The following is a 12641-nucleotide window of genomic DNA, read 5'->3' as shown; positions in this document are numbered from 1 at the left end:
TCAAAGACTACTGTGACGCAGACACCACAAGGCACGCGGTCGCAGGGACGGCGCGCACTCGTAGAAATTTTGAGGTGCTTGGAGAGGCGGCCTGGGTAAGGCCGCCGAATCTTCAGCGAGTTGTTGCCAGTTCCTGTTGGACGCTGGCGACAGTGCGAGGCCAAGGTTTACCAGCCTGAACCTTCGCTGGCAAGGCCTTGATGGCAGAAACGGCTGCATCACGATTGGCGAAGTTGCCGTAGGTGATCACATAGAGAGGCTTGCCGTTGAGGACTTTCTTGAAATAACGGTACTCGCCGCCCTGCTCCTTGACGAAGTTCTGCGCGGCCGCTTCGGAGCTGGTGCCGAGGATCTGCACCACATAGTTGCTGGTCGGCTGACCGGCGTACCAGCTGCCACCGGCAGCCTTGGCGACGGTAACCGGCTTCTCGGCCGGTTTGGCGGCCGCTACAGGTTTGGCCGGAGCTGGAGCCGGTTTTGCCGCTGGCGCTGCCGGAGCAGGCTTGGCGGTGGCAACCTGGGTCGGTGCCGGGGTCGGTTTGGCGGCTGGCACCGGAACCGGGGTTGGCGCCGGACCTGCCGGAACGCCAGCAGGTGGTGCGGAGGTGGTTACCGTCGGCGGCGTCGCGCTGGAGCCTTCGACAGGCACGCCGTCGTCACCTTCGGTGATGCCGCCAGCAGCTTCAGCCAACGGGCCGCGCATTACCGGCTGCGAGTTGCCGACCAGCGGCAGCGGCATTGGCTGGGTATTGCCGGCGAACTCGACGTTCGGCGCGCCACCGCTGGCGCCCTGACCCAATGGCAGTTGTGCCTGTTCGTTGGCTGGTGCGCCGGTGGTTGGCGCCTTGTTGCGACCCGGCATCAGCCAGGCGGCGGCGACCGCGACCACAACGACGGCGGAAATCGCCAATACGTGTTTCTTCGGCATGTTGAACCCCATACTTGGACGCTTCACCGCAGAGCGGCTGGCAATCATGACTTCGATCAGAGCATCGCGAGCGACCTGGTTGATGTTGCCAGGCCAACCCTCGGAGCTTTCGTGAATATCAGAGATCTGATCCGCGGTGAAAAGTTCGACACCCCGGCCCGCACCTTCAAGCCGTTGGTCGAGGTATTCGCGGGTTTCTTCTTCGGTGTACGGCTGCAATTCGATGACGTGGAAGCGCTCTTCCTCAAGGTGCAAGGCCTCCAGCTGAGCGATCAGCGACGACTCACCGAACAGGAATACGTGCGGGCGACCTTCCGGCGCACCGGCGCCCAGCGCCATCAGCGCTTCGAGGGCGGACTCGTCGAGTTGCTCGGCGTCGTCCACCAGCAGATAGACTTCCTGCCCCGTGAGAGCAAGCTGCACCACCTGCGCCAGAATCGCGCCGACTTCCGCCTGCGCCACATCCAGCGCCTGGGCGACCTGACGCAGGATGCCGGCGGCATCGCCAGCACCACGGGCCGACACCACAACGCTCTGCACCGATTGCTTGTTGGTACTGGCCACCAGCGCCTGGCGCAGCAGGGTCTTGCCGCTGCCCTGCGGGCCGGTGACCACCAGCAGCAACTGGCTGTAACGCGCCAGGTGGTGCAGTTGCCCCAGCACCGGCTTGCGCTGGGCCGGGAAGAATTTGAAGCCCGGCACCCGCGGTGCGAAAGGGTCGTGACTTAACTGGAAATGGCCGAGGAACGCCTCGTCGGCATGCAAACTAGTCATCGGAATCTTATTAACCTTTAAGCTGAGCCAGAGCGCGGTAATCCGCTCCCAGCGTGGCCTGTAGAACCTCTTTCGGATAATCGTCGGTCACCACCGCTTCGCCCATCCGGCGCAGCAGTACCAGACGCAGACGACCGTCGATCACTTTTTTATCAATTGCCATATGTTCAAGAAAATCGGCTTCGCTCATCTCTTCAGGCGGAATCACCGGCAGACCGGCGCGCTGGAACAGACGAATGCCGCGGTCACGCTCCTGCTCGCTGATCCAGCCCAGGCGCGCGGACATTTCCAGCGCCATCACGGTGCCAGCGGCGACCGCCTCACCATGCAACCAGACACCATAGCCCATGTGGGTCTCGATGGCGTGACCGAAAGTGTGGCCGAGGTTGAGCGTGGCGCGCACGCCGGTTTCCTTCTCATCGGCACCGACCACGGCAGCCTTGGCTGCGCAGGAACGCTCAATGGCGTAAGTCAGGGCTTTCTGGTCCAGCGCACGCAGGGCATCGACGTTGTCTTCGAGCCAGGTCAGGAACGGCTCGTCGCAGATCAGCCCGTACTTGATGACTTCCGCCAGACCGGCCGACAGCTCACGCTGCGGCAGGGTTTTCAGCGACGCGGTATCGATCAGCACCACGTTCGGCTGATAGAACGCGCCGACCATGTTCTTGCCCAGCGGATGGTTGATGCCGGTCTTGCCGCCCACCGACGAATCGACCTGGGACAGCAGCGTGGTAGGAATCTGGATGAAGTCGACACCGCGCTGGTAGCAGGCAGCGGCGAAACCGGCCATGTCACCGATGACACCGCCGCCGAGGGCGATGATCGTGGTGCGGCGGTCGTGACGGGCAGTCAGCAGGCCGTCGAAGATCAGTTGCAGGGTTTCCCAGTTCTTGAAGGCTTCGCCGTCCGGCAGCACCACGGAAATCACCGAGAACGGTGCAAGGCTGCGAGTCAGACGTTCGAGATAGAGCGGCGCGACGGTCTCGTTGGAGATGATTGCCACTTGCCGCCCATGGATATGCGGCGCCAGCAACTCAGGCTGATCCAACAAACCTTCGCCAATATGAATCGGGTAGCTGCGCTCGCCTAGATCGACCTTGAGTGTCTGCATGTGTCCCCACAGTGAAGATGGAAGCAGGCGTCCTGCCTTGAATGATTGGATGTCCGCGACCTTTAGCTGATGTGACGCCGCTCGCACACCACCCGCCACAACCTCGACGACTGTGACAGGACGCCGAGGATAGCGCATTTCGGGCGGCGCTTTAACGGGGTGGAAGCTGTGCCAGACGGTCAAGAATGTCGAGCACCACCATGCGCGGTGGCCGTTCGTCGGTTTCCACCACCAGATCGGCGATCTCCCGATAGAGCGGATCGCGGATCTCCAGCAAGTCACGCAGGGTTTTCGCCGGATCCGCGGTGCGCAACAACGGACGGTTGCGATCGCGCGACGTACGCCCGACCTGCTGCTCGACGGAGGCGTGCAGATACACCACCCGTCCGCCCTCGTGCAGGGCCTTGCGGTTGGCATCGCGCATCACCGCGCCGCCGCCGGTCGCCAGTACCACGCCGTCGAACGCGCACAGCTCGGCGATCATCGCCTGCTCACGGTCACGAAAGCCGGGCTCGCCTTCCTTGTCGAAGATCCACGGGATATTGGCGCCCGTGCGCAGTTCAATTTCCTTGTCGGAATCTTTGAACGGCAGGCGCAGCTCTTTGGCCAGCAACCGGCCGATGGTGCTTTTTCCAGCGCCCATCGGTCCTACAAGAATCAAATTTCGCACAGAATCAACGACTCACAGCAATCGCCTGGTTATTCATGATACGCGGAGTGAGAAATACCAGCAGCTCGGATTTTTTCTCCGAAACCACATCACGCCGGAAAAGGCGGCCAAGATACGGCACATCGCCAAGAAATGGCACCTTATCTACGACCTTGCTTTGAGTATTTGAGAAAACGCCCCCAATCACGATGGTTTCGCCGTCGTTCACCAGCACCTTGGCGTTGACCTCGTTCTTCTTGATCGGCGGTACATCCTGCACCTTGTTCAGGTAGTCCGGCTCATCCTTGGTGACCTTGACCTCCATGATGATGCGGTTGTCGGGGGTGATCTGCGGCGTCACTTCCAGCGACAGCGAAGCCTCTTTGAACGACACCGAAGTCGCGCCGCTGGAGCTGGCTTCCTGATACGGAATCTCGGTGCCCTTGAGGATCTTTGCAGTCTCCTTGTCGGAGGTGACCACTTTCGGCTGGGAGACGATTTCACCGTTGCCGGTTTTTTCCATCGCTGTCAGCTCAAGATCGAGCAGCACGTTGTCGGTGATGAAGGCGATACCGATCCCCGAGGTGTTACCGACCGTGCCCATGTCGACGAACGGCGAGTTGGTGCTGGTACTGCCCGGCGTGCCGATGGTGGTCGAGGTGCCGTTACTGACCCCGGACGTGTTCCAGTTGCCCTTGTTCTGGATCGAACCGCCCCAGCGCACGCCCAGGCTCTTGTCGTAATCGACGTTGGCCTCGACGATGCGCGCTTCGATCATCACCTGACGCACCGGGATATCCAGTTGCGCCACGATCCGTCGCAGTTCGTCGAGGCGATCCTGGGTCTGATAGGCAATGATGTTGTTGGTCCGCTCATCAACGGTGATCGAGCCGCGCTCATCGATTTTCGCTTCGGCACTGGTGACCGACTGGAACAGCTTGGCGATGTCCGCGGCCTTGGCGTAGTTAACCTGCAGCAACTCTCGACGCAGCGGCGCCAGTTCGGCGATCTGCTTCTGCGACTCCAGTTCCTGGCGTTCGCGAGCGGCGATTTCGTCAGCCGGCGCCACCAGCAACACGTTGCCGATCTTGCGTTTATCCAGCCCCTTGGTTTTCAGAACCAGATCCAGTGCCTGATCCCACGGCACGTTTTGCAGGCGCAAGGTGATCCCGCCCTGCACCGTGTCGCTGGCCACCAGATTGAGGTTGGTGAAGTCGGCGATCAGTTGCAGCACCGAGCGCACGTCGATGTCCTGAAAGTTCAGCGAAAGCTTTTCGCCGCTGTAGGCCTGGCGCTCGGCATTGCGTTTTTGCAGGTCATCGACCGTCATCGGGCGAATGCTGACGGTCAGTTTGTTGTCGGTCTGGTAGGTCGAGTAGTCGAACGTGCCGCTGGGCTCGACGGTGATGATCGCGCGATCGCCAGTCGCAGCACTGTTGACGAACTGCACCGGAGTGGCGAAATCCTTGACGTCGAGGCGCACCCGCAGCCGGTCCGGCAACTGGGTTCGGGCAAAACTGAGGATGATCTTGCCGTCATGTTCCTGGATGTCCGGGGCGATGGTCGGGTCCGACAGGTCAATGACTACGTTGCCCTCCCCGGCAGTGCCGCGCTGGAAGTCGACGCCACGAATGGCCTTGGCGGTGGATGCGTAAACCTTCGCCGGCGCCGCAGCCGGGCGTGGCACAACCGCAGTGGCCGGACGTGGCGCAGCCGCTTTGGCGCCCTGCCCGACTACCACGAACAGATTGTTGCCCTCGACCCGGAAGGTATAGGGCGTCAGCTGCGTCAGGTTGATGATCAGGCGCGTACGATCATTGGCCTCGACCACCGTGGCGCTGCGTGCGTTGCCGCTGCCCAGATCGCGGGTCTTGCTCGTCAACTGGTTGGTGACACCCGGCAGATCCAGCGCGATTCGCGCCGGTGATTCGGTGGTGTAGCCCTTGGGCTGTGGGGGCTGGCCGTCGAACGATAACTTCAATTCGACCCGGTCACCGGGTAACGCCGCGACATCCAGCGTCTTCAGGCTGGCCGCCAGAACCATCGGTGACAGCAGCGCTATCCATAGCGAAAAACCGAGGGTGGAAAAAATCCTGTTCATTGTTCGACTTCCACTATGAGTGCTCTTTCAAAGGAATGGTGCGCGGACGCTCCAGCCAGGCGCCTTCGCCGTCGGGCACGATCTCGACCACATCGACCTGCGTGGCGCTGATGGCGACGATGCGACCGTCGTTGCGCCCCAGGTAGTCGCCGACTTTCAACCGATGCACCCCGCCCGCCCCGCGCAGCAGGGCAAAGGAGCCAGAGGCATTGGAGATCGTGCCGACCATTTCAAACTGCTCGATGTTGAAACCTTCGAGGTATTGCTTGACCCGGTTGGGGTCGGGTTTGACGTTGCGCGCGCCGCGCTGCTGACCGGCCAGATCGACCCGTACCTGGCGCGAGAACGGGCTGCGCAGGTTGGCTGCGCTGTAGGTGAACGTGGGGTAGGAGTGGAAAGTCGGCGTCGGCTCGATCCGGCCCGCCGGCCGCAGACGCACTTCGTTCAGGTAGGCGTCGAGGTCGCTGAACTCATCACTGCTGCCGCATCCGCTCAGCCCCAGCAACACCATCGACAGGGCGAAATAACGCATCGGGGTCATTTTTGCAGCCCCTTGTCGTTATAGCGGTAAGTCTTGGCGAGGATGCTCATGCGCAGCTTCGTCCCGCCGTCCGGGTTGGCCGGTGCCAGCTCGAAGTCGTGCAAGGTGACGATCCGTGGCAACCCGGCGACGCCACTGACGAAAGTCGCGAGGTCGTGATAGGCCCCGGTGACGGTGATCTGGATCGGCAATTCGATGTAGAACGGCTGGGTCACTTCCGGCAGCAGCTTGATCTCTTCGAATTCAAGGCCGCTGCCCAATCCGGTGCGTGTGATGTCTTCCAGTAACCCCGGCACTTCAGTGTCGCTGGGCAATTGCCGCAGGAGTACACCGAAGGAGTTTTCCATTTCCTTCATCTGCTGGGTGTACAGCTCCAGGTTGGCGGCCATGTGCGCCTTGCTGGCGAATTGTTCCTTCAAGGTGTCTTCTTCCTGACGCTTGGCTTCAAGCTGGTTTTCCATGTCGCTGATGAAAAAGTTGTAGCCAAGTGCCAACACCAGCACCGCCAGCAACGCCCCTGCCATGGTTTTCACCGCGGCCGGCCAGGAACCGATGTTGCTGGTGTCCAGATCGTTGAAGTCGATGTTGCGCAAGCCCTGCAACCATTCGGACGGTTTCATTTTTCGCCCTCCACGGTTGCTGGCTGAGTCTGACGGACGGTCAACTGAAAGACGTTGGCCTGATCCACCTGACCGGCGGTCGTCGCCTTCACCTCGTTGAGGCTCGGCGCGTCAAACCAGTCCGAGGCATCCAGATTGCGCATCAGCTCCGAAACCCGATTGTTGGACTCCGCCGCGCCACTGATGGTCAGCGTCCTGCCCACCAGTTTCACGCTGGTGAAATACACGCCGTCCGGCAGCGTGCGCGCCAACTGATCGAATATCCGCCCGCTGATCTGCCGGTTACCCTGCAAGTCCTGGATGATGCGCATGCGCTCGACCAATTGCTGGCGCCGCGCCTTGAGTTCGCTGATCTGCTTGATCCGTTCGTCGACCACGGCTATCTGCCTGCCGATGTAGGCGTTGCGCGCTGCCTGCCGCTCAATGGCAGTGCTGATGATCTGATCGGCGATGAACACCGCGCCCACCGAGCCGACGAAGACCCCGATCAGGATCAGCAGGAAGCGTTTGCGCCGTTCTTCGCGGCGCTCCTCACGCCAGGGGAGAAGGTTGATCCGCGCCATCAGTCGAAACTCCTGAGCGCGAGCCCACAGGCAATCATCAGGGCCGGCGCGTCACTGGCCAGGGCCCCGGCGTTGACCTTGCTGCTCAAGGCCATGTCGGCAAACGGGTTGGCGACCTGAGTCGGGGTGCCCAGACGTTGCTCGATCAGGCGATCAAGTCCCGGCACCGACGCCGTGCCACCGGCCAAAAGGATGTGATCGACCGCGTTGTACTGCCCGGAGGCAAAGAAGAACTGCAATGAGCGCGACACCTGCTGCACCAGCGCATCCCGGAACGGCTGCAAGACTTCGCTGACATAGTCGTCAGGCAGACCGCCCTGCTTTTTCGCCAGCCCGGCCTGCTCGACGGTCAGGCCATAACGGCGCTGGATCTCTTCGGTCAGTTGCCGGCCACCGAACAGTTGCTCGCGGGTATAGATGATGCGGCCGTTGTGCAGGACGCTGAGGGTGGTCATCGTTGCGCCGATGTCCATCACCGCTACAGTCAGGCGCTCCTGCGAGGCCGCCAGTTGGGTGGCGAGCAGACCGAACGAGCGCTCCAGCGCGTAGGCCTCGACGTCGACCACCCGCGCGGTCAGCCCGGCCAGCGCCAGCGCCGCCTCGCGAACTTCGACGTTCTCCTTGCGACAGGCGGCCAGCAGCACATTGACCCGCTCCGGATTGCGCGGCGAAACGCCCTGGACTTCGAAGTCGATGGCGACTTCGTCCAGCGGATAGGGAATGTATTGGTCGGCTTCGATCTTCAACTGGTTTTCCAGCTCATCGTCGGTCAGCCCGGCGTCCATCTCGATGACCTTGGTGATCACTGCAGAACCGGCCACCGCCACCGCCACGCTCTTGAGCCCGGTGCGCGCCTTGACCAGTACCCGGGACAAGGCGTGGCCCACACCTTCGAGCTCGGCGATGTTCTTCTCGACCACGGCGTTGGGCGGCAGCGGTTCCACCGCGTAGGCCTCGACCCGGTAGCGGTCGCCCTGTCGGCTCAGCTCCAGCAGCTTCACCGAAGTGGAGCTGATGTCGATCCCCAGTAACGTATTGGTCTTTTTCTTGAAGAGTCCCAGCACTACCAATTCCCTATGACTTTCCGTGAGTTACGGACTCTGTAATACGCATTGCGTTCCTTCACCCCGTCTTGACAGAAGCGCAAATGACGCCCTCAGCAGAAAAGTGCTTATAATGCCCAGCGTTTTTTTCCGCTTTTTACTGCCGGCCCAGGTTGTTCTGTGTGTTACCGGAACCCTGTCGCCACATTCATTCTTTGCCCTGGATGTCCAAAAGCCTTGATTCGTCTGCTGAAATTTTTCGGTTGGTCCATCGTCGCCGTTTTCTGCGGACTGCTTTTAGGTCTCAGCGGCGCGTTTCTTTACCTTAGTCCGGGTTTGCCGTCTGTGGAGGCGCTGAGAAGCATTCAGTTGCAGATTCCGCTGCGGGTCTACAGCAGCGACAACAAGTTGATCGCAGAATTTGGCGAAATGCGCCGTACTCCGATCCGTTTCGCCGACATTCCCCCCAATTTCATTAATGCGTTACTAAGTGCTGAAGACGACAATTTCGCCAACCACTACGGCGTCGATCCGAGCAGCCTGATGCGTGCGGCGACCCAACTGGTCAAAAGCGGGCACATTCAGTCTGGCGGCAGCACCATCACCATGCAGGTGGCGAAGAACTTCTTCCTGACCAGCGAACGCAGCTTCTCGCGTAAAACCACCGAAATCCTCCTGGCCCTGCAGATCGAACGGCAGCTGACCAAGGACGAGATCCTCGAGCTGTACGTGAACAAGATTTATCTGGGTAACCGCGCCTACGGCATCGAAGCGGCGGCGCAGGTGTATTACGGCAAGTCGATCCGCGACATCAGCCTGGCGCAGATGGCGATGATCGCCGGCCTGCCGAAGGCACCATCGCGCTTCAACCCGCTGGCCAACCCGGCGCGCAGCAAGGAACGTCGTGACTGGATCCTTGGGCGCATGTACAAGCTCGGCAAGATTTCCGAGGCCGACTACACCGCTGCGATCAACGAGCCGCTGAACGCCAGCTATCACGTGCCGACCCCGGAAGTGAACGCACCGTACATTGCTGAAATGGCCCGCGCCGAAATGGTCGGCCGCTACGGCAGCGACGCTTATACCGAAGGTTTCCGCGTCACCACCACGGTGCCGAGCAACCTGCAGGAGATGGCCAATACTGCCCTGCACGAAGGCTTGATGACCTACGACCAGCGTCACGGCTACCGTGGCCCAGAGTCGCGCCTGCCAGGCAAGACCCATGAGGCCTGGGCCAGCGAACTGACCAAGCAGCGCACCATCAGCAGCCTGGAGCCGGCCATCGTCACTCAGGTCGACAAGAACGGCTTGCAGGTGCTGACCCGTACCGGCGAAGAACACGTCGCCTGGGACACCATGAAATGGGCGCGCCCTTTCCTCAATACCAACAGCATGGGCGCCGCACCGCGTCAGCCGTCGGATGTGGCTCAGGTCGGCGACCTGATTCGCGTCCAGCGTCAGAAGGACAATTCGCTGAAGTTCAGCCAGATCCCGCAGGCGCAAGGCGCGCTGGTGTCGCTGGATCCACAGAATGGCGCGATCCGCTCGCTGGTCGGTGGTTTCGCTTTCGAGCAGAGCAACTACAACCGCGCCCTGCAGGCCAAGCGCCAGCCGGGTTCGAGCTTCAAGCCGTTCGTCTACAGCGCCGCGCTGGACAGTGGTTACACTGCCGCGACCCTGGTCAACGACGCGCCGATCGTGTTCGTCGACGAGTACCTGGACAAAGTCTGGCGGCCGAAGAACGACACCAACACCTTCCTTGGCCCGATCCGTCTGCGCGAGGCGCTGTACAAGTCGCGTAACCTGGTGTCGATCCGCCTGCTGCAGGCGATGGGTGTGGGCAAGACCATCGACTACATCACCCGCTTCGGCTTCAACAAGCAGGATCTGCCGCCGAACCTGTCGCTGGCGCTGGGCACCGCGACCCTGACCCCGATGGAAATCGCCACCGGCTGGAGCACCTTCGCCAACGGCGGCTACAAGATCACCCCGTACATCATCGACAAGATCGAAAGCCGTAACGGCGACACGCTGTTCGTCGCCAACCCGCCGACCGTGCCACAGGGTGGCTCGGCCACCGATGGCATCGCAGCGCCGGCACCTCAGTCGATCACCGTCAACGCCGCGCCGGTACCGGGCGAAGCCCCGGGCGCTGCTGCCGCGCCACAAGCACCGGCCGTGGCCGAGCGGATTGTCGATGGCCGCACCACGTACATCCTCAACAGCATGCTGCAGGACGTGATCAAGCTCGGCACCGGCCGCCGCGCACTGGCCATGGGTCGCAGCGACATCGCGGGCAAGACCGGTACCACCAACGAATCGAAGGATGCGTGGTTCTCCGGCTACAACGCCGATTACGTGACCACCGTATGGACCGGTTTCGACCAGCCGGAAAGCCTTGGTCGTCGCGAATTCGGTGGCACTGTGGCGCTACCGATCTGGATGAATTACATGTCGGCCGCGCTGAAGGACAAGCCGCCACATGTGCAGCCTGAGCCGGAAGGCATCCTCAGCCTGCGAGTGGATCCGGCCAGCGGTCGCGCGGCGACGCCGAGCACGCCTGGCGCCTACTTCGAGCTGTTCAAGGCTGAAGACACACCGCCGTCGGTCAACGAGTTGGGTAACGGCGCCGTACCGGGCAGCCCGCTGCCGGCGGACGAGCAGGCGCCGATCGATCTGTTCTGATCGCAGCGACCACCAAAAGCCCCGCCTTCGAGAGAAGTGCGGGGCTTTTTATTGCCTGAAGATCAAGATCAAAAGATCGCAGCCTGCGGCAGCTCCTACATTTGGCCCCCCCCTGTAGGAGCTGCCGCAGGTTCGGGCCGCGTTCGGACGATCTTTTGATCTGCCCAACAAAAAGCCCCGACTCTCACGAGCCGGGGCTTTCGGTTGAAGCGCTACAACGGCTTAGCCGTTGAACACGTCATCCACGCTTTTCAGCGGGTAGTTCTTCGGATACGGCAGGGTGGCCACACCGGTCTCGATCGCGGCTTTGGCCACAGCGTCGGAGATCAGGGTGATCAGGCGCTTGTCCATTGGCTTCGGAATGATGTACTCACGACCGAACGCCAGCGGGGCACCACCGTAGGCATCGCATACGTCCTGTGGTACCGGCAGCTTGGCCAGTTCACGCAGGGCGTTGGCAGCGGCCACTTTCATTTCTTCGTTGATGCGCTTGGCGCGAACGTCCAGGGCACCACGGAAGATGAACGGGAAGCCCAGTACGTTGTTGACCTGGTTCGGGTAGTCGGAACGACCGGTGGCCATGATCACGTCGTTGCGAGTGGCGTGCGCCAGTTCCGGGGAGATTTCCGGATCCGGGTTCGAGCAGGCGAAGACGATCGGATTGGCCGCCATCGACAGCAGGCCTTCAGCGCTCAGCAGGTTCGGGCCGGACAGACCGACGAACACGTCTGCGCCTTTCAGGGCGTCAGCCAGGCTGCGCTTGTCGGTGGTGTGAGCGAACACGGCTTTGTACTGGTTCAGGTCGTCACGGCCGGAGTGGATCACGCCGGTACGGTCAACCATGAAGATGTTTTCGATCTTCGCGCCCATGCTCACCAGCAACTTCATGCAGGAGATGGCCGCTGCGCCAGCGCCGAGGCAGACGATCTTGGCTTCCGGCAGGGTTTTGCCGGCGATTTCCAGGGCGTTGATCATGCCGGCAGCGGTCACGATCGCGGTGCCGTGCTGGTCATCGTGGAATACCGGGATGTCGCACTGTTCGATCAGAGCGCGCTCGATCTCAAAGCACTCAGGTGCCTTGATGTCTTCCAGGTTGATGCCACCGAAAGTGATGGAGATGCGTTTTACGGTGTCGATGAAGGCTTGCGGGCTTTCGGAATCGACTTCGATGTCGAACACGTCGATGCCGGCGAAGCGCTTGAACAGCACGCCCTTACCTTCCATCACTGGCTTGGAAGCCAATGGGCCGAGGTTACCCAGACCCAGAATCGCGGTGCCATCGGAAATGACTGCAACCAGGTTGCCCTTGCCGGTGTATTTGTAGGCCAGTTCAGGATCGCGGGCGATCTCACGCACTGGTTCAGCTACGCCGGGGCTGTAGGCCAGCGACAGGTCGCGGGCGGTAGCAGTGGCCTTGGTGAGCTCGACACTCAGCTTCCCTGGACGAGGATTGGCATGATATTCGAGAGCGGCAGTTTTCAGATCAGACATTTTGGCATTCCGCTTTTTACTGTTGGACAGACTGGTCAGCGAGGATACGCGCCTCGCAAAGTCCCCACAAGACTGAGCAGTCACCCCTGTCAAGCGCCCTGTCCTACGACTTTGGGCCAAGAGCCACGGCGCACA

The 12641-nt window shown here is 61.4% G+C and carries 10 protein-coding genes; 1 reads left to right on the top strand and 9 read right to left on the bottom strand.

Annotated features, from left to right (window positions below; genetic code table 11):
- Window positions 1-112 precede the first annotated feature (112 nt).
- From NN484_RS14340 to NN484_RS14305, 8 genes are all read right to left on the bottom strand, one after another.
- Window positions 113-1702: an AAA family ATPase gene (locus NN484_RS14340; RefSeq protein ID WP_127648639.1), complete on the bottom strand. Its 1590-nt coding sequence runs from the start codon at window positions 1700-1702 to the stop codon at window positions 113-115.
- A 10-nt stretch (window positions 1703-1712) separates the two neighbouring features.
- Window positions 1713-2813: a 3-dehydroquinate synthase gene (gene aroB, locus NN484_RS14335; RefSeq protein WP_127648638.1), complete on the bottom strand. Its 1101-nt coding sequence runs from the start codon at window positions 2811-2813 to the stop codon at window positions 1713-1715.
- Between the two features lie 151 nt (window positions 2814-2964).
- Window positions 2965-3483: a shikimate kinase AroK gene (aroK, locus tag NN484_RS14330; protein ID WP_024011270.1), complete on the bottom strand. Its 519-nt coding sequence runs from the start codon at window positions 3481-3483 to the stop codon at window positions 2965-2967.
- A 4-nt stretch (window positions 3484-3487) separates the two neighbouring features.
- Window positions 3488-5563 carry a type IV pilus secretin PilQ gene (locus NN484_RS14325; protein ID WP_127648637.1) on the bottom strand — a complete coding sequence of 692 codons (2076 nt, stop codon included), beginning with the start codon at window positions 5561-5563 and terminating at the stop codon, window positions 3488-3490.
- A gap of 13 nt (window positions 5564-5576) precedes the next feature.
- Window positions 5577-6104, bottom strand: coding sequence for a pilus assembly protein PilP (locus NN484_RS14320; RefSeq protein ID WP_215501253.1), 528 nt, complete (start codon window positions 6102-6104; stop codon window positions 5577-5579).
- Window positions 6101-6724, bottom strand: a complete 624-nt coding sequence (gene pilO, locus NN484_RS14315; protein ID WP_215501252.1) for a type 4a pilus biogenesis protein PilO — start codon at window positions 6722-6724, stop codon at window positions 6101-6103. The genes NN484_RS14320 and pilO overlap by 4 nt, the downstream gene beginning before the upstream one ends.
- The gene (locus tag NN484_RS14310; RefSeq protein WP_215501251.1) at window positions 6721-7287 is read right to left on the bottom strand and encodes a PilN domain-containing protein; all 567 of its coding nucleotides are present in this window, start codon (window positions 7285-7287) and stop codon (window positions 6721-6723) included. The genes pilO and NN484_RS14310 overlap by 4 nt, the downstream gene beginning before the upstream one ends.
- Window positions 7287-8351: a pilus assembly protein PilM gene (locus NN484_RS14305; protein WP_127648633.1), complete on the bottom strand. Its 1065-nt coding sequence runs from the start codon at window positions 8349-8351 to the stop codon at window positions 7287-7289. The genes NN484_RS14310 and NN484_RS14305 overlap by 1 nt, the downstream gene beginning before the upstream one ends.
- 219 nt (window positions 8352-8570) lie before the next feature.
- Between NN484_RS14305 and NN484_RS14300 the strand changes: the two genes are divergently transcribed.
- Window positions 8571-11015, top strand: coding sequence for a penicillin-binding protein 1A (locus NN484_RS14300; protein WP_425518810.1), 2445 nt, complete (start codon window positions 8571-8573; stop codon window positions 11013-11015).
- Between the two features lie 222 nt (window positions 11016-11237).
- Here NN484_RS14300 and NN484_RS14295 read toward each other — a convergent pair whose 3' ends face one another.
- Window positions 11238-12506 carry a malic enzyme-like NAD(P)-binding protein gene (locus NN484_RS14295; protein WP_127648631.1) on the bottom strand — a complete coding sequence of 423 codons (1269 nt, stop codon included), beginning with the start codon at window positions 12504-12506 and terminating at the stop codon, window positions 11238-11240.
- Between the last annotated feature and the right edge of the window lie 135 nt (window positions 12507-12641).

The organism is Pseudomonas serboccidentalis (genome assembly GCF_028830055.1).
In the GTDB taxonomy this organism is placed as follows: Bacteria; Pseudomonadota; Gammaproteobacteria; order Pseudomonadales; family Pseudomonadaceae; genus Aquipseudomonas; species Aquipseudomonas serboccidentalis.
This window is presented reverse-complemented; position numbering and strand designations above follow the sequence as displayed.

Excerpts from the sequence above, each read along its gene's own strand:
- NN484_RS14340 (WP_127648639.1), bottom strand. The coding sequence starts at position 1,702 with ATGACTAGTTTGCATGCCGACGAGGCGTTCCTCGGCCATTTCCAGTTA.
- aroB (WP_127648638.1), bottom strand. The coding sequence starts at position 2,813 with ATGCAGACACTCAAGGTCGATCTAGGCGAGCGCAGCTACCCGATTCAT.
- NN484_RS14325 (WP_127648637.1), bottom strand. The coding sequence starts at position 5,563 with ATGAACAGGATTTTTTCCACCCTCGGTTTTTCGCTATGGATAGCGCTG.
- NN484_RS14320 (WP_215501253.1), bottom strand. The coding sequence starts at position 6,104 with ATGACCCCGATGCGTTATTTCGCCCTGTCGATGGTGTTGCTGGGGCTG.
- pilO (WP_215501252.1), bottom strand. The coding sequence starts at position 6,724 with ATGAAACCGTCCGAATGGTTGCAGGGCTTGCGCAACATCGACTTCAAC.
- NN484_RS14310 (WP_215501251.1), bottom strand. The coding sequence starts at position 7,287 with ATGGCGCGGATCAACCTTCTCCCCTGGCGTGAGGAGCGCCGCGAAGAA.
- NN484_RS14295 (WP_127648631.1), bottom strand. The coding sequence starts at position 12,506 with ATGTCTGATCTGAAAACTGCCGCTCTCGAATATCATGCCAATCCTCGT.